20 protein-coding genes are annotated in these 15,790 nt (G+C 57.2%); 5 read left to right on the forward strand and 15 right to left on the reverse strand.

The features are described 5' to 3' along the window. Positions 1-65: 65 nt before the first annotated feature. Positions 66-545 (forward strand): DUF2231 domain-containing protein, encoded by a 480-nt coding sequence (locus FZF01_RS09050; protein ID WP_150277821.1) that lies wholly within the window; start codon positions 66-68, stop codon positions 543-545. Between the two features lie 29 nt (positions 546-574). Here the strand turns inward: FZF01_RS09050 and FZF01_RS09055 are convergent, their stop codons facing one another. The 11 genes from FZF01_RS09055 to ffh form a co-directional block, all read right to left on the reverse strand. Beyond that, entirely contained in the window at positions 575-1,009 is a 435-nt protein-coding gene (locus FZF01_RS09055) for a CopD family protein (protein ID WP_150277822.1), read from the reverse strand. Between the two features lie 40 nt (positions 1,010-1,049). Then, positions 1,050-1,634 carry an exopolysaccharide biosynthesis protein gene (locus FZF01_RS09060; protein ID WP_150277823.1) on the reverse strand — a complete coding sequence of 195 codons (585 nt, stop codon included), beginning with the start codon at positions 1,632-1,634 and terminating at the stop codon, positions 1,050-1,052. A 129-nt stretch (positions 1,635-1,763) separates the two neighbouring features. Then, on the reverse strand, positions 1,764-3,173 hold the full coding sequence (gene thrC / locus FZF01_RS09065; RefSeq protein ID WP_150277824.1) for a threonine synthase: 1,410 nt from the start codon (positions 3,171-3,173) through the stop codon (positions 1,764-1,766). Between the two features lie 103 nt (positions 3,174-3,276). Next, positions 3,277-4,581 carry a homoserine dehydrogenase gene (locus FZF01_RS09070; RefSeq protein ID WP_150277825.1) on the reverse strand — a complete coding sequence of 435 codons (1,305 nt, stop codon included), beginning with the start codon at positions 4,579-4,581 and terminating at the stop codon, positions 3,277-3,279. Positions 4,582-4,660: 79 nt separating this feature from the next. Beyond that, positions 4,661-5,380, reverse strand: a complete 720-nt coding sequence (gene dsbC, locus FZF01_RS09075) for a bifunctional protein-disulfide isomerase/oxidoreductase DsbC (protein WP_150277826.1) — start codon at positions 5,378-5,380, stop codon at positions 4,661-4,663. Positions 5,381-5,426: 46 nt separating this feature from the next. Next, positions 5,427-6,338 (reverse strand): site-specific tyrosine recombinase XerD, encoded by a 912-nt coding sequence (xerD, locus tag FZF01_RS09080; RefSeq protein ID WP_373286412.1) that lies wholly within the window; start codon positions 6,336-6,338, stop codon positions 5,427-5,429. Between the two features lie 136 nt (positions 6,339-6,474). Next, positions 6,475-6,822, reverse strand: a complete 348-nt coding sequence (gene rplS / locus FZF01_RS09085) for a 50S ribosomal protein L19 (protein ID WP_150277828.1) — start codon at positions 6,820-6,822, stop codon at positions 6,475-6,477. A 32-nt stretch (positions 6,823-6,854) separates the two neighbouring features. Beyond that, positions 6,855-7,604 (reverse strand): tRNA (guanosine(37)-N1)-methyltransferase TrmD, encoded by a 750-nt coding sequence (gene trmD / locus FZF01_RS09090; RefSeq protein ID WP_150277829.1) that lies wholly within the window; start codon positions 7,602-7,604, stop codon positions 6,855-6,857. A gap of 3 nt (positions 7,605-7,607) precedes the next feature. Further along, positions 7,608-8,150 (reverse strand): ribosome maturation factor RimM, encoded by a 543-nt coding sequence (gene rimM / locus FZF01_RS09095; protein WP_150277830.1) that lies wholly within the window; start codon positions 8,148-8,150, stop codon positions 7,608-7,610. 1 nt (position 8,151) lies between these two features. Continuing rightward, positions 8,152-8,400, reverse strand: coding sequence for a 30S ribosomal protein S16 (gene rpsP / locus FZF01_RS09100; protein ID WP_150277831.1), 249 nt, complete (start codon positions 8,398-8,400; stop codon positions 8,152-8,154). 160 nt (positions 8,401-8,560) lie between these two features. Then, positions 8,561-9,955 carry a signal recognition particle protein gene (gene ffh / locus FZF01_RS09105; RefSeq protein ID WP_150277832.1) on the reverse strand — a complete coding sequence of 465 codons (1,395 nt, stop codon included), beginning with the start codon at positions 9,953-9,955 and terminating at the stop codon, positions 8,561-8,563. Positions 9,956-10,110: 155 nt separating this feature from the next. Between ffh and FZF01_RS09110 the strand changes: the two genes are divergently transcribed. After that, a complete protein-coding gene (locus FZF01_RS09110; RefSeq protein ID WP_150277833.1) occupies positions 10,111-10,908 on the forward strand; it encodes a cytochrome C assembly family protein in 798 nt (265 codons plus the stop codon). A gap of 37 nt (positions 10,909-10,945) precedes the next feature. Further along, positions 10,946-12,253 (forward strand): HlyC/CorC family transporter, encoded by a 1,308-nt coding sequence (locus tag FZF01_RS09115; protein WP_150277834.1) that lies wholly within the window; start codon positions 10,946-10,948, stop codon positions 12,251-12,253. Positions 12,254-12,275: 22 nt separating this feature from the next. Here the strand turns inward: FZF01_RS09115 and purT are convergent, their stop codons facing one another. From purT to FZF01_RS09135, 4 genes are read right to left on the reverse strand one after another with little or no spacing between them, the layout of a single operon-like run. Then, entirely contained in the window at positions 12,276-13,457 is a 1,182-nt protein-coding gene (purT, locus tag FZF01_RS09120; RefSeq protein ID WP_150277835.1) for a formate-dependent phosphoribosylglycinamide formyltransferase, read from the reverse strand. Positions 13,458-13,467: 10 nt separating this feature from the next. Then, positions 13,468-13,671, reverse strand: a complete 204-nt coding sequence (locus FZF01_RS09125; RefSeq protein ID WP_223825450.1) for a DUF1289 domain-containing protein — start codon at positions 13,669-13,671, stop codon at positions 13,468-13,470. A gap of 11 nt (positions 13,672-13,682) precedes the next feature. Further along, positions 13,683-14,207, reverse strand: a complete 525-nt coding sequence (locus FZF01_RS09130; RefSeq protein ID WP_150277837.1) for a gamma carbonic anhydrase family protein — start codon at positions 14,205-14,207, stop codon at positions 13,683-13,685. After that, on the reverse strand, positions 14,204-14,812 hold the full coding sequence (locus tag FZF01_RS09135; protein WP_150277838.1) for an NUDIX hydrolase: 609 nt from the start codon (positions 14,810-14,812) through the stop codon (positions 14,204-14,206). The genes FZF01_RS09130 and FZF01_RS09135 overlap by 4 nt, the downstream gene beginning before the upstream one ends. A 120-nt stretch (positions 14,813-14,932) precedes the next feature. On the opposite strand from FZF01_RS09135, the gene FZF01_RS09140 reads away from it, so the two are divergent. Further along, positions 14,933-15,490, forward strand: a complete 558-nt coding sequence (locus tag FZF01_RS09140; RefSeq protein ID WP_150277839.1) for an NUDIX hydrolase — start codon at positions 14,933-14,935, stop codon at positions 15,488-15,490. Next, the coding region (locus tag FZF01_RS19565) for a L,D-transpeptidase family protein (protein WP_223825451.1) at positions 15,490-15,790 on the forward strand (301 nt) is incomplete at its 3' end. The genes FZF01_RS09140 and FZF01_RS19565, both read left to right, overlap by 1 nt.

Below are 15,790 nucleotides of genomic sequence, written 5' to 3' on the forward strand. Positions count from 1 at the left end.
TTTTGGCAACCGACGGAGCACACTCTTCCAGGTTGTAATACAGCTGAACACAGTCGGAGAGTTTCATGGCTGAAGAGAAAATTCGCAGCAAGATGTCGATTCATGGGCATCCTATCCATCCGATGTTGATTCACTTTCCGGTGGCAGCTCTGCTCGGACTGATCGGAGCCGATATTGCCTACCTGGTCACGGGGGACTTTTTCTGGGCTCGCCTGAGCCTCTGGCTGGCAGGTATCGGAGCTCTGGGAGGCTGGGTATCGGGCTTCATCGGCATGCTCGATCTGACTATCGTGGCACAAATACGCAGCTTGATAACGGCTTGGTGCCACGCGATTCTGGCGGTGATGATGCTGTCTCTGGCTACACTCAACTGGTTGTTGCGTGTAGGGGAACCGGATCTGGCAATCATGCCCTGGGGACTCTATACCAGCCTGCTGACTGGCTTGTTGATATCCCTTACCAGCCTGCTTGGCGGCATTCTCGTATACGATCACGCGGTTGGGGTCTCGCCGGAAAAAATGGCCGAGCGGCGCGAGAACCTGTGAGAATCCTGGAGCCATGGGGAATTTAGCAGTCATAGCCAGGCCTCGATTTGGGGCTTGCTAAGCACCAGCCAGACAATTGTGAACATCAGCGAACCACTGACTACCGCGAGTAACATGCACCAGGGGACAACCGGCTTGCCATTGCGTGACTCTGCCCGCAGGATCAGCAACCCCGCAAGGGCGTGGCATATCACCAAGAATGACACCAGCGTCAGCTTGAATATAAGCCAGGGAACGATGGTGTGATTAAGCACGAAAACCAGGGTTCCCGCGATAATCGCTACCAGGGCTGCGGGTGTTGCCACGAAGGTAAAAACGGCTCTGGCGATAGAATCGTAAGTGACCGGTGGCTCTTTCAGCTTTTCATCATGCATGACCTCTCCGGCGATGAGGGCCGGGAGATATAACAGCGCGGCAGCCCAGAACAGCACGCCTATGATGTGTAGTAGCAGAATCCAGAGCATTCGGTTGACGATCTCCCTGTTGGTCCACCTTTATGACGGATCAGAGGATATTGACAACAGCCAGGCCAAAAGTTGCCCCGATGACACAGAAGGCGATCAAAGCCAGCAGACCGTCCTGCGCCACCAGCGCCAGGCCTAGAGCAGCGAGGGCAACGCCCACGGCAGAGGCACTGAAGGGAACCAGCTCAAACACGGGCATGATCATTGCGATACATACGCATAACGCGGCCGTAACATAAGCACCCGAGCGGCTGACAAGAAAAAACAGGCGGGGACGCGTCAACCGGTCGACCACTCGGGCCGGCGGAGTGATCCAGCGTAACCCTGTCATGATCTGCTTCCTGTCCAACGAACGATCCAGCAACCAATGGGGCATCCAGAAGAATCGCCGCCCCATGAGTAGCTGTGCTGCAATCAGGAAGATGAATGCCGCACTGATCGAGGTCATCCCGGGGATGCCACTCAGGGGGGATGACAAGGTCAGTCCGATAATCAAAAGCAAAGGGCCAAATGAGCGGTGGCCAATAGACTCAACCACAATACCGAGAGATACCTCGCCGTTCTCGCTTGCCAGGGTCGCTATGTGATTGAATAACTGCTCAAGGTTCCGCAATTCCTGAACCATAACATCCTCTATTCAGCAGATGGAGCAGACAGCGCAACTCCTGATTACTGCTTTGATGCTTATTGAGCTTTAAGGTTCGACAGGCACCCCAGGTGCGTTGCCGAAAGTCATTTCGACAACGCACAGTTATCAGAGGGGTTTGCCGCGATTACCGTGTTGGGCCACAAAGGACTGGACCTCGTGCAACTCGTTGGCCAGTACAGTAAAGCGCTCATCACGCTCGAACAGATCCTTGAGATGTGCTGGCAGGACTGGCTCCACATCCACCTCAGCCTTGATCACCGCTTCGGGAAACTTGACCGGATGGGCCGTACCCAGAGTGATCATCGGCAGCGACATTGATCTGCGGCATTCCCGCGCCGCACGCACCCCAATAGCCGTATGCGGATCCAGCAACTCGCCTGTGGCGCGATAGACGTCGGTGATCGTGCTGCAAGTGGCGTCATCGTCTACTGCGAGCGAATCAAAGAGTCTGCGTGTTTCAGTCCAGCGTTCGTCTTCAACACTGAGCAAGCCAGTCTTGCGGAACTCCGACATCAGTTCGGCAACCGCTGGACCGTTACGTCCATGCATGTCGAACAGCAAACGCTCGAAGTTGGAGGACACCATGATATCCATCGACGGCGATAAGGAAGGGTGCAGAGTATCCTTGGCATAGCGGTTGCCGCTCATGAAACGGTGCAGAATGTCGTTACGATTGGTGGCAACAATCAGCTGGCTGATCGGCAGTCCCATATTGCGGGCCAGATAGCCTGCAAATATGTCGCCAAAGTTACCGGTGGGCACCGAGAACGCCATGGAGCGAGCGGGGCCACCCAGCTGTAGGGACGCATGAAAATAATAGACGATCTGCGCCATGATGCGCGCCCAGTTGATCGAGTTCACCGCAACCAACCGCGTCCCCTTGAGGAAACCTTGATCAGCGAAGCTGTTCTTGACCATTTCCTGGCAGTCATCAAAATTGCCTTCCACGGCAATGTTGTGGATGTTGTCGCCCTTGATGGTCGTCATCTGCCGGCGTTGCACTTCCGAGACGCGGTTATGCGGATGCAGAATGAAGATATCCACATTCTCGCAATGCTTGCAGCCTTCAATCGCGGCCGAACCTGTGTCACCGGAGGTCGCGCCCATGATGACCACCCGCTCGCCACGCTTGAGCAGGAAGTGATCGAGCAAGCGACCAAGCAGCTGCAGGGCAAAATCCTTAAACGCCAGAGTCGGTCCATGGAAAAGCTCCAGAACCCACTCGTTCGCACCCAGTTGGCGCAGAGGAGCAATAGCCTCGTGGGCGAAGACGCCGTAGGTTTCCTTGAGGATCCGCTTGAAGTCGGCATCGCTGATGCTGCCTGCCACGAAGGGGCGCATTACATTGAAGGCGAGCTCGTGATAAGGCAGCCCCGCCCAGGAAGCAATCTCTTCCTGGGTGAAGTGCGGCAGGTTCTCAGGCACATACAATCCACCGTCTGTCGCCAGACCGGTCAGTAAAACATCTTCAAAATTCAGAGCCGGAGCCTGGCCCCGAGTACTTATGTAGCGCATCGTTGCAAACCTTCGGTTTGAGCTTCAAGTCACAAGCTTCAAGCGCCAAGCAGCCGGACCAACACCGGACCACTTGTCGCTTGCAGCTTGTAGCTTGCCGCGATTAATTCAGTTGTTCTACCCGGATCCGCATCAGCGGCGAGACCACTTCGTCGAGCGCCTCGAGCGCCTCAATAGCATCATTCATCTTCTGCTCGCGAACGCGATGCGTCATGATGATGATCGGTACCAGACCAGCCTGCTCCTCGACTTCCTTCTGCAGAATCGATTCGATATTGATCTCACGCTCGGAAAGAATGGTCGCCACCTTGGCCAACACACCGGGACGATCCTTGGCCTGAATCCGCAGGTAATAGGCGGTCTCGATAGCCGAAGCAGGCAACACTGCCAGATCAGAAAGCGACTCGGCGCGGAAGGCCAGGTGCGGCACGCGGTTGTTCGGATCGGTGGTCAGAGCACGGACCACATCGATCACATCGGCAACCACCGAGGATGCGGTGGGCTCAGCGCCAGCGCCAGCGCCGTAATACAGCGTAGAGCCCACTGCGTCACCATTGACCATGATGGCGTTCATCACACCGTTCACATTGGCAATCAGCCGGTCGGCCGGGATCAGTGTCGGGTGCACACGCAGCTCAACGCCGTCAGCGGTCCGTCGGGCGATACCCAGGTGCTTGATACGGTAGCCAAAAGCCTCGGCGTAGCGCACATCGGCTGTAGTGAGCTTGCTGATGCCTTCGGTGTAGGCCTTGTCGAATTGCAGCGGAATGCCGAAAGCAATGGATGCCAGGATGGTCAGCTTGTGCGCCGCATCAATCCCTTCGACGTCGAACGTCGGATCGGCCTCGGCGTAACCGAGCATTTGCGCCTCGGCCAGCACGTCGTCAAAGGTGCGGCCCTTGTCGCGCATTTCGGTCAGAATGAAATTGCCGGTGCCATTGATGATACCGGCCACCCAGTCGATCTGATTGGCTGCCAGGCCCTCGCGCAACGCCTTGATGATCGGTATACCGCCAGCGACAGAAGCCTCGAACGCCACCACAACACCCTGCTTGCTCGCCGCCTCGAAAATCTCGTTGCCGTGAACCGCGATCAATGCCTTGTTGGCCGTCACTACGTGCTTGCCATTGGCAATAGCCTGCATTACTACGTCAAAGGCCACGGTATAGCCACCGATCAACTCGATGACTACTTCAATCTCGGGATTATTGACCACGTCGAAAACGTCATCCGTGATCGGCGTGTCGCCGGTATCGCAGGCAGGATTCAGATGCCGCGCGGCAATCTGGGCAACCTCAATGCCGCGTCCGGCGCGCCGGGAAATCTCGACCGCATTGCGCTGCAGAACGTTGAAGGTGCCACCGCCGACGGTGCCCAAACCACATATTCCTACTTTCACCGGTTTCAAACCATGTTCTCCATTTGATCAAATTATTCAAGATCGCCCGGGCTACGCGCCCTTGGGCATTCGTTTAGTGTCCAAGCCGTTACTGGTTGGCCAGCGCTTCCTGAGCCAGTGTTTTCGCAGGCTTGTAGCCCGGTACCAGAGTTCCGTTGGCCAGAAAAATGGCAGGCGTACCTTGAACTCCCAGCTGCACACCCAACTGATACTGGTTGGCCACAGGATTGGCGCAGCTGGCTTGCTCGATGGTATTGCCCAGCTTGGCTTGGGTCATTGCCTCTTGCGGATCCTTCGCGCACCATATTGATTCCATGGTCGCGGCGCTCTCGCCTGACGCCCCACTTCGCGGGAAAGCCAGATAACGCACTTCTATCCCAAGTGCGTTGAGCTCGTCTACTTCGCTGTGCAGCAGGCGGCAGTAACCACAATCCACATCGGTAAAAATGGTGACATGGGTCTCAGGCTTCTCGGGCGCAAATATGACCATCTCCTCACGCGGCAGCTTGTTCAGTGACTCACCGATGGTCTTGGCTTCGGCCGCGGCTGTCAGGTTGCTCAACCCGCCATCGGTGACATCAAACAATGCCCCCTGGACCAGAAATTTCCCGTCAGCACTAGCATATATGATGCGACCACTGTCCATTTGCACCTGATAAAGACCCTCCATGGGGGACTCACTGATGGTCTGCACCTGCATCGGTAGATTGAGCTTATCCAGACTGGCACGAATGTCATCAGCGGGGGCCGCCATTACGGCCGGGGCGCCAAGAGCGAGCAACAAGGTCATGTAGTATTTGAATCGCATCAGAGGTCCTCTTCAAGGCGGTCAAGCTTAGCATGAAACACCCGCCTCACCCACGGGGATGATGGCTGGCGTGCAGATCGCGCAGACGCTGACGCGCTACATGTGTATAGATCTGCGTGGTAGACAGGTCACTGTGCCCCAGCAACATCTGTACCACCCGCAAATCGGCACCATGATTGAGCAAGTGAGTGGCAAACGCATGGCGCAGGGTGTGCGGGGACAGGTTAGCGCGAATACCCGCCTGACTGGCGTGCAGCTTGATTCTGTGCCAAAAGGTCTGACGCGTCATTTCAGTACCGCGGCGGCTGGGGAAAAGCACATCTCCCGCCTGACCTCCAAGCAATGCACCCCTGCCCTCACGCAGGTAACGCCCGATCCAGCTCAGGGCCTCTTCCCCAAGGGGCACCAGACGTTCCTTGCTGCCTTTGCCGGTCACCCGGATCACGCCCTGGCGCTGATTCAACTGATCCAGGCGCAAGCCCGTCAGCTCGCTCACGCGCAGCCCGCAGGCATAGAGCACTTCAAGCATGCAGCGATCACGCAGCCCCAGGCTGTCTTCAACGTCCGGCGCATCAAGCAGCGCCTCGACGTCCGCCTCGCTGAGCGCCTTGGGCAAGGGTCGCCCCATCTTCGGCAAGGCGATATCCAGCGTCGGGTCTTCCACAATCAGATTCTGACGCAGGGCATGGCGGTAAAATCCACGCAGGCATGACAGCAGTCTTGCCGTTGAGCGGGCCTGATAACCCTTGCCAATGCGCCAGCCCAGATGCTCCATAAGATCGGCGCGGCTTGCCCCGAGCAATACCAGCTTACGCCCAGCCAGCCAACCGGCCAGATGCTCCAGGTCGGTGCGGTAGGCTTCCAGCGTGGGCCTTGCCAGGCCGCGCTCCAGCCAAAGATTATCGATATAGCCGGCAATTATGCGCTGCTCGGTGTCGCTGATCACTGCGCGGGGCATAGGATGCTGCATGGGCGCTGCGCCGGGCTTGGCCATAAAAATATCTCGAACGCTGTAAATTCACAGTCATCATACGCCAGACAATAAAAAAGCAGCCCGCAGGCTGCTTTTTTTTCGTACCGGAAAAGCAGGCTGATCAGCCCAGCTTTTCCTTGATACGAGCGGCACGACCGGACAGGGCGCGCAGATAGTAAAGCTTGGCTTTACGTACATCACCACGACGCTTGACGGTCAGGCTGTCGATCAGCGGAGAGTAGCTCTGGAAGGTACGCTCGACGCCTACACCGCTGGAGATCTTGCGCACGGTGAACGCGGAGTTCAGACCCCGGTTACGCTTACCGATAACCACGCCTTCAAAGGCCTGCAGACGCTCACGCTCGCCTTCCTTCACTTTAACCTGAACGATTACAGTGTCACCCGGAGCGAACTCGGGCAACTTCTTGCTCATCTGCTCAGCTTCGATCTGGGCAATAATGTTGGACATTTAATACTCCTGCACAAGCCGTCGGACTTGAATCAATGGTTATCGGTTTCCCGTTCGCGGATAAATTCCGCCAACAGCTGCTGCTGTTCTTTGCTCAGCGTTAGATCCTCGAGCAACTCTGGCCGACGTTGCCAGGTTCTGCCCAGGGACTGCTTGAGACGCCAGCGCCGGATCAATTCATGGTTACCACTGAGCAGCACCTCCGGTACGCGCCGCTCTGCAATCTCTTCCGGCCGGGTGTAGTGCGGACAATCCAGCCACCCTTCCGAAAATGAATCCTCAACCGCCGAATCCGCATGCCCGAGCACACCGGGAATCAGTCTGGTCACCGAGTCCAGCAGCACCATGGCTCCCAGCTCGCCCCCCGACAACACGTAATCGCCGAGGGAAATTTCCTCATCTACGCACATCTCGATGATACGTTCGTCGATACCTTCATAGCGTCCGCATAACAGCACCAGGCTGTCCAACACCGCCAGCTCCTGCACCCGTTTCTGAGTCAGTGGCTGGCCCTGGGGTGACAGATAGATCACCCTGGGCTTCGAAGGAGCCTGCGCTGTGATCGACTCGATCGCTTCCAGCAACGGCTCGACTTTCATCAACATCCCGGGACCACCGCCAAAGGGTCGGTCATCTACCGTGCGATGCTTATCGTGGGCGTGCTCACGGGGGTTGCTGAAGGCAACTTCAAGCTGACCACGCTTAACTGCTCGTCCGGTTACCCCGTACTCGGTCAGCGCCGCAAACATCTCCGGAAACAGCGTTACTACACCGGCCCACACCGGTCAGAACTCCGGATCCCAATCAACCTGCATTACGCCTGCCTGCAAATCGATGGCCTTAACATACAGATCCGGCAGATAGGGCAGCAAACGTTCGCGCTGATCCAGGCTGCCTTCACAGGGCTTGACCACGATCACATCGTTGGAGCCGGTCTCGAGCAAATGATCAATCAGGCCCAGGAGTTGCCCCTGCACCGTTATCACCTGCAAACCTTCCAGCTGATGCCAGTAGTACTCACCCGCTTCGAGATCTGGTAGCGCTTGTTCAGCCACACAAATCTCGTTACCCACCAGTGCCAGCGCCTGATCCCGGTCGGTTACCCCTTCGAGATCGACTACCAACACCCGACCCTGCACCCGACCATCAAGCACTTTGATGGTGTGTGTCTGATCACCCTTGCGGAGTATCCACTCGGGGTAGTCCAGTGCGTTATCCAGCGGATCAGTGTCAGACTTGACCTTGACCGAACCGCGAATGCCGTGCACCGAGACAATTTCGCCAAGGACCACCAGGGGCGATCCGGACGACTCCGGCAGGTTGCTCATATCAGGCGGAAGCCTGATTTTCCTTCAGCAGGGAAGCAACGCGCTCGGACGGCTGCGCGCCCTGACTCAACCAGTAGCTTACCCGCTCCTGATTAACGGACAGGCGAATTTCAGCACCGTTGGCAACGGGGTTGAAAAAGCCAACGCGCTCAACGAAACGACCATCACGGGCGTTGCGGCTGTTTGCGACAGTCAGGTGATAGAAGGGGCGCTTCTTGGAGCCACCACGAGCTAGACGAATGGTTACCATGTGGACATTGTTTCCTGTATTTGAGTAACGCTCATTGAATCAATTACGGACCACTATCTGCATTGCAGGTCTGTTGTGCCCGAAAGGTCGCGTATTCTACGGAATATCGCAGCCATTGAAAACTGTTTTCTGCATTGTAGCTGGAGGACCAGCAATCCGGTCAGAACTTAGGCATCCCGCCGCCAGGGGGCATCATGCCACCGCCGCCGCCCATACCACCCATTCCGCGCATCATTTTGGCCATGCCACCCTTGCCGCTGACCTTTTTCATCATCTTTTGCATCTGCTTGTGCTGCTTGATAACCCGCCCGATATCCTGGATCTGGGTGCCTGAGCCGGCGGCAATGCGGCGCTTGCGCGAGCCGCTGATAATGTCGGGATTGCGCCGCTCGCCTGGAGTCATCGAGTTGATGATCGCCTCCATGCGACTGAACTGCTTTTCCGCTTCGGTCTGCGCGGTTTCCATCTGCGACGGATTGATCTTGCCCATCATCGGCAGCTTTTCCATCATCGATCCCAGGCCACCCATACCGCGCATCTGCTGCAGCTGGTCGCGAAAGTCCTCGAGATCAAAGCCTTTGCCCTTCTTCAGCTTCTTGGCGAGCTTCTCGGCCTTATCCTTGTCGAGCTTCTGTTCAGCCTGCTCGATCAGACTGAGCACGTCGCCCATGCCAAGGATGCGCGAAGCAATCCGGTCAGGGTGGAAAGCCTCCAGCGCGTCGGTCTTCTCACCCACACCCAGAAACTTGATCGGCTTGCCGGTAATGTGCCGCACCGACAGCGCCGCACCGCCACGCGAGTCGCCATCGACCTTGGTCAGGATCACGCCGGTCAAAGGCAGCGCTTCGTTGAACGCCTGGGCAGTCAGGGCTGCGTCCTGGCCGGTCATCGCATCGACCACAAACAGCGTTTCAGCTGGCTTGGCCGCTGCGTGCACAGCACGAATCTCGTCCATCATATCGGCGTCGATGGCCAGACGGCCGGCGGTGTCGATGATCAGCACGTCCATGAAGCGGTTGCGCGCCTCGCGCATAGCTGCCTGGACGATATCGACAGGCTTCTGGCCAGCGTCGGAGGGGAAGAAATTCACCCCGACTTCTGCCGCCAGGGTTTCCAGCTGCTTGATAGCAGCCGGACGATAGACGTCGGCACTGACCACCATGACCTTTTTCTTCTGCCGCTCGCGCAGGGTCTTACCCAGCTTGGCGACAGAGGTCGTTTTACCCGCACCCTGCAGACCCGCCATCAGGATCACTGCAGGCGGCGTGACGGCCAGGTTGAGACCCTCGGCCTCACCCATGACAGCTTCGAGCTCGGCCTTGATGATCTTGACGAACACCTGCCCTGGCGAAAGGCTGCGGGACACTTCCTGACCAACGGCGCGCTCGCGCACCTGATCAACGAATGCCTTGACCACCGGCAGCGCAACATCTGCCTCAAGCAACGCCATGCGCACTTCACGCAGGGTGTCCTTGATATTCTCTTCGGTGAGCTTGGCCCGCCCAGTCACACCACGCAGACTATGGGAAAGGCGTTCGGTAAGATTGTCGAACATGCTGAATCTCCTATGCTTCCCGTAAACCGGACAGACGGGCGAAGCGATCAAGCGCCGCAGTATACCCTGCGGCGATTGTGGATGACAGGGAGCGCTTTAACAGCGGCGCGGCTTATGCGACACTTCGATTCCAATGATTTCCATTGCAAGGATGTATGACAGCCCTCATTTCCAGCCTGTTTGCCGTGTTCCTGTATCTGGGCGGCAGCATCTACCAGATCCGCTGCCTGGCCAAACGCCTGGCCGTTAACACATCCCTGCTGCGGGCCATCGGCCTGGTGGCACTTACTGCGCATGCTGGCAGCCTCTATCTGCAACTGATTACCGATACCGGACTCGCGCTGGGCTTCTTCAATGCGGGCTCGCTGGTAGCCTGGCTCATCATTGCCATCACCCTGGCATTCAGTTTTCGCGCCCCGGTATTGAGCCTGCTGCTGGCCCTTTTCCCGCTCGCTGTAGTCACCGTATTGCTGGCCTGGTTATTTCCTGGCCATGGCACGCGACTGGTGGCAGGTGATGGCATGCTGGTCGCCCATATACTGCTGTCCATTCTGGCTTACGGCATTCTGACCATTGCCGCCTTTCAAGCGGGCCTGCTGGGCATCCAGAACTATCAGCTCAAGCACAAGCACCCCACTCGCTTCATCCGCACTTTTCCGCCGCTACAGACCATGGAGCGCCTGCTGTTCCAGTTCCTGTTTTGTGGCGAGCTGCTGCTCACACTGGCTTTGATTACCGGCTTTGTCTTCCTCGACAATATGTTTGCTCAGGACGTGGCTCACAAAACCCTGCTCTCATGCCTTGCCTGGGTAATATTTGGCGTTCTGCTCTGGGGTCGGCACTTCCGTGGCTGGCGCGGCAGCAATGCAATTCGCTGGACTCTCGCGGGCTTCCTGTTGCTGGCCCTGGCCTATTTTGGTAGCAAGCTGGTTAGCGAGTTCTTCCTCGCCTGATCATGCTCCCATCTTCTATTGTCCTTGAGGTTCCCTCTTGAACGACTCGCATACGACCTTCCTGCTGATAAGCCTCGTTGTGCTGATCATGCTTTCGGCGTTTTTCTCGAGCTCCGAAACCAGCATGATGAGCCTCAACCGCTATCGTCTCAAACACATGACCAAGGAAGGCCACAGAGGCGCCAGACGGGCATCACGGCTACTGGAGCGCCCCGACCGCCTGCTCGGCACCATCCTGGTCGGCAACAACATCGTCAACATTCTTGCCGCCTCTATCGCAACAGTAGTTGCGGTGGAGTTTTTCGGCGAAGCCGGCATAGCCATCGCGACCATCGGCCTGACCATTATCATTCTGATTTTCGGGGAAATCACGCCCAAGACACTGGCAGCCGTTCGCCCGGAACTGATTGCCTTTCCAGTAAGCATCGTCCTGCAGGTTCTACAGAAAATCCTGTATCCGATCGTCTGGGTGTGCAGCAGCATAAGCAACGTGTTGCTGCGCCTGATGGGTATCAACCTCGCGTCGAACAATGACCAACTGAGCGTGGAAGAGCTCCGTACCGTGGTGCGCGAGGCAGGACTGGGCATTACTCGTAGTCGTCAGAATATGCTACTTGGCATCCTTGATCTGGAAAAAATGACCGTCAATGACATCATGATCCCGCGCAACGAAGCCATTGGCATCGACCTGGAAGACAGCCTGCCGAGTATCAACAGTCAGTTGCGCACTTGCCATCACACCCGCCTGCCGGTATTTCAGGGCGACATAAACAATGTGACCGGCATAGTTCATATGCGCTCCATAGCACGTCTGTTAAGCCGCGGCGACCTGACCAAGGATTCCCTGATCAACGCTTGCAAGGAGCCCTACTTCGTCCCGGAAAGCACACCGCTACATACCCAACTGTTCAATTTCCAGAAGCAGAAGCGACGCATTGCGATTGTGGTGGACGAATATGGCGATGTGATTGGCCTTGTTACGCTCGAGGACATACTGGAAGAAATTGTTGGTGAATTCACCAGCGACATGCTCCTGCCCAGCCAGGATATTCACCCTCAGGATGACGGCCGCTTTGTCATCGAAGGCGGCACAGCTATTAGGGCGATTAACCGTCAGCTGAAATGGAAATTGCCCGCCGATGGGCCCAAGACGCTGAATGGCCTGATCACCGAGCAACTGGAAAGCATTCCGGAAACCAGCGTTTGCCTGGCCGTCGGACCGTACCGCATGGAAATACTGCAAACCAAGGACAACATGGTCAAGAGTGTTCGGGTGTGGGACCGCGGCCTGGATCAACAGGGCCCTTTACCCGGCACGGAAGCAGAGCCAGAGCCCGAACATTGACGCGGGCGCGGCTGCGCCGCCCTCAGAGCTGAACCTTGATGGCCCCGATCACTGCCATGGCCTTTTCCCGCGCAAGAGCTATGTCGTCGGCGCGAGCAAGCGCTACGCCCATGCGGCGCTGACCGCTGACCTCAGGCTTGCCGAAAAGACGTAACTGCGTATCCGGTTGCACCAAGGCGTCATGCAGGTTGGAAAAACTGACCGACTGGGACTCCCCTTCAACGATCAGCACCGCTGAGGCAGAGGCACCCAATTGCCGTACCGAGGGCACAGGTAATCCCAGAATCGCCCGTGCGTGCAAGGCAAACTGCGACAGGTCCTGGGAAATCATCGTCACCATCCCGGTATCGTGGGGCCTAGGTGAAACCTCGCTGAACCATACCTGATCACCGCGAATGAAAAGCTCGACACCAAACACCCCACGACCACCAAGCGCGTCGGTCACAGAGCCGGCAATGCGTTTGGATTCAAGCAGAGCTGCTTCGCTCATTGCCTGTGGCTGCCAGGACTCCTGATAGTCACCGCCGGCCTGTCGATGACCGATGGGATCGCAGAATACGGTTCCATCGATATGTCTGACAGTAAGCAGGGTGATCTCATAATCAAACTCAACCAGACCCTCGACGATGACCCGTCCGCCACCGGCACGCCCGCCTGACTGGGCATAGTCCCAGGCTGCTTGAACCTGCTCCTGATCCCTGACCAGGGACTGCCCCTTGCCCGACGAACTCATGACCGGCTTGACGACACAGGGGAGACCGACCGCCTCGATGGCAGCACGGTATTCATCAAGGGTACCGGCGAAACGGTAGGCAGAGGTTGGCAAACCGAGCTCCTCGGCCGCCAATCGGCGTATACCCTCACGATCCATGGTCAACCAGGCTGCGCGGGCGGTTGGAATCACCGTATAACCTTCGGTTTCCATATCGCGTAGGGTCTGGGTAGCAATTGCCTCGATTTCGGGCACGATATAATGCGGTTTTTCCTGCTCGATCACCGCCCTCAACGCTGCACCATCGAGCATGCTGATCACATGGCTGCGATGGGCAACCTGCATGGCCGGAGCCTGGTCGTAACGATCCACCGCAATGGTCTCGCAGCCAAGTCGCTGCAGCTCGATCACCAGCTCCTTGCCCAGCTCTCCAGCTCCCAATAACAGAACGCGCACTGCGCCCTGGGTACCCGGCGTTCCTATTTTACTCATGCTGGCTGACTCATGCCTGAAATCCCTTGTCCTTATTGATCGAAAACCACAGCCCCTGCGCGCGAGCCCGCTCTTCACAGCGGGCAAGCACCTCGCGGCGCTGCTCCTCGTTCATGCGAAACCATTGCGTGATCTCCACTGCGCTACGCTGGCAGCCGGTGCATATATCACGCTCGTCCAGCGCACATACCCCTATACACGGGGATGCAACCACGCCGGACACCTTCAGTCGTCCTGGGGCTTGAGATCGCGCTGGTAGCGCTGGGCGTTGTGCACATAGTGGGCGGCACTGGCCTCAAGCATCTTCTTCTGCTGTTCGTTCAGCTCGCGCACCACCTTGCCCGGAGAACCTACCACCAGAGATCCATCGGGAATCTCCTTGCCCTCGCCAATCAACGTATTGGCGCCGATGATGCAGTGCTTACCGATCTTCGCGCCGTTGAGCACCACGGCGCCGATCCCCACCAGACTATAGTCGCCCACAGTACAGCCATGCAGCATGGCGTTATGGCCCACAGTCACGCCCTTGCCCAAAGTCAGCGGATAACCCATATCCGTATGCATCACCGCACCATCCTGCACATTGCTATGCTCGCCGATGAGAATCAGCTCGTTGTCGCCGCGCAGCACCGCGCCAAACCACACGTTGGCACCGGCCTCCAGCCGCACCTTACCCACTACTGCAGCAGAATCGGCGATCCAGGCATCATCTGCCATTTCTACTCGGTCGTTACCCAGGCTGTATTTCATCTTCTCTCCTGCTTGCGATCTTCATCGTAGGGGGTGTTCAATTCTATGTCGGCATCAAAAGCGATATTGACGAACTCGGCCAGCATCAACGCGGTCAGGCCCCAGATCTTGTGGCCATCAAAACGATAGCTGGGTACGTACCAACTACGGCCTTCGTAGTCTATCCGGTGGGTCATCTCCCTGCGGTCTTCCAGAAAGAAGCTCACGGGCACCCGGAATACCGTCTCGATCTCACCTGCGTTGGGCACCAGATCAAACACATCAGGCACAATGCCTACATAGGGCGTTACCTTTATGCCAAAACGTGACACCAGGGAGCCGAGCGGACCAACCACCTCCACCAGCTCAGGCAACAGGCCAATTTCCTCGTGAGTCTCGCGCAGTGCAGTGTATTGCAGATCCACATCACCAGGATCACGTCGCCCGCCGGGGAAAGCGACTTCGCCGGAGTGGGTCGACAGGCGCTGGGAGCGAACGGTCAGGATAATCTCCGGCCGGTCGTGCACGCAGGTGACCGGGATCAATACGCCGGCCTCCGGCAATCCCGCACCTTCAATCTCGCGCGGACGATGTTCGCCAACCCGCAGGCGCATCTTGTCCAGCATTCAATTCACCTCTTGTGTTTTCAATAATGATGTCATGATCACTTACGTAGAACCAGTTGCCCAGCCGGCAAATGCGCCTCAAGATAGGACAAAACATATCGGCTTACGAGATAGCGAATCATGAAGTTCTGCAGCGATTGCGGTCAGCAGGTCAGCCAGCGCATCCCGGACGGCGACAACCGGTCCAGATTCGTTTGCAACCACTGCGAGACCATCCACTACCAGAATCCGCGCATAGTCGCCGGGTGCCTGGTCATCCATGAAGAACAGGTTCTCCTGTGTCGCCGAGCCATCGAGCCTCGAGTCGGTTACTGGACCTTGCCAGCCGGCTACATGGAGAACGGCGAAACTACCGAAGAGGCAGCCCTGCGCGAAACCTGGGAAGAAGCACAGGCCCGCGTCAGCGAGCAGGAGCTCTATATGCTGTTCAATTTGCCGCACATCAATCAGGTTTACATGTTTTTTCGGGGCAAGCTGATTGATCGCGCATTTGCAGCAGGCGAAGAGAGCCTGGAAGTCAGACTCTTCACCGAGTCAGAAATTCCATGGGACGAATTGGCCTTCCCCACTGTCGGCAAGACGCTCAAGCAGTATTTTCACGACCGTCAGCACAGCCACTACCCGATCCGCATGCGGGATATTGTCTACCGCCCCGGGCAATCACGTCAGGTCGGTTGATGCGTTCATTCGTTTATCTATTGCTTGCTTTGCTGGGACTGCTGCTTCATTCAGGCCAATCCGCAGCAGCAGAGCCGGTCATCGACAAAGTCCTGGTACACAAGCACGCAAGAAAACTGGAGGTTATCAGCCAGGGCGAAGTCATACGCGCCTACCGCATCTCACTGGGTCGCGAACCTGTGGGGCACAAGCAGGAGGTGGGCGATCAGCGCACTCCCGAGGGGATCTACACCATCGACTGGCGTCACAGAAGCGCCGACTACAACCTCAGCATGCACCTGGATTATCCCAACCTGAAAG

Source organism: Halopseudomonas salina (assembly GCF_008641105.1).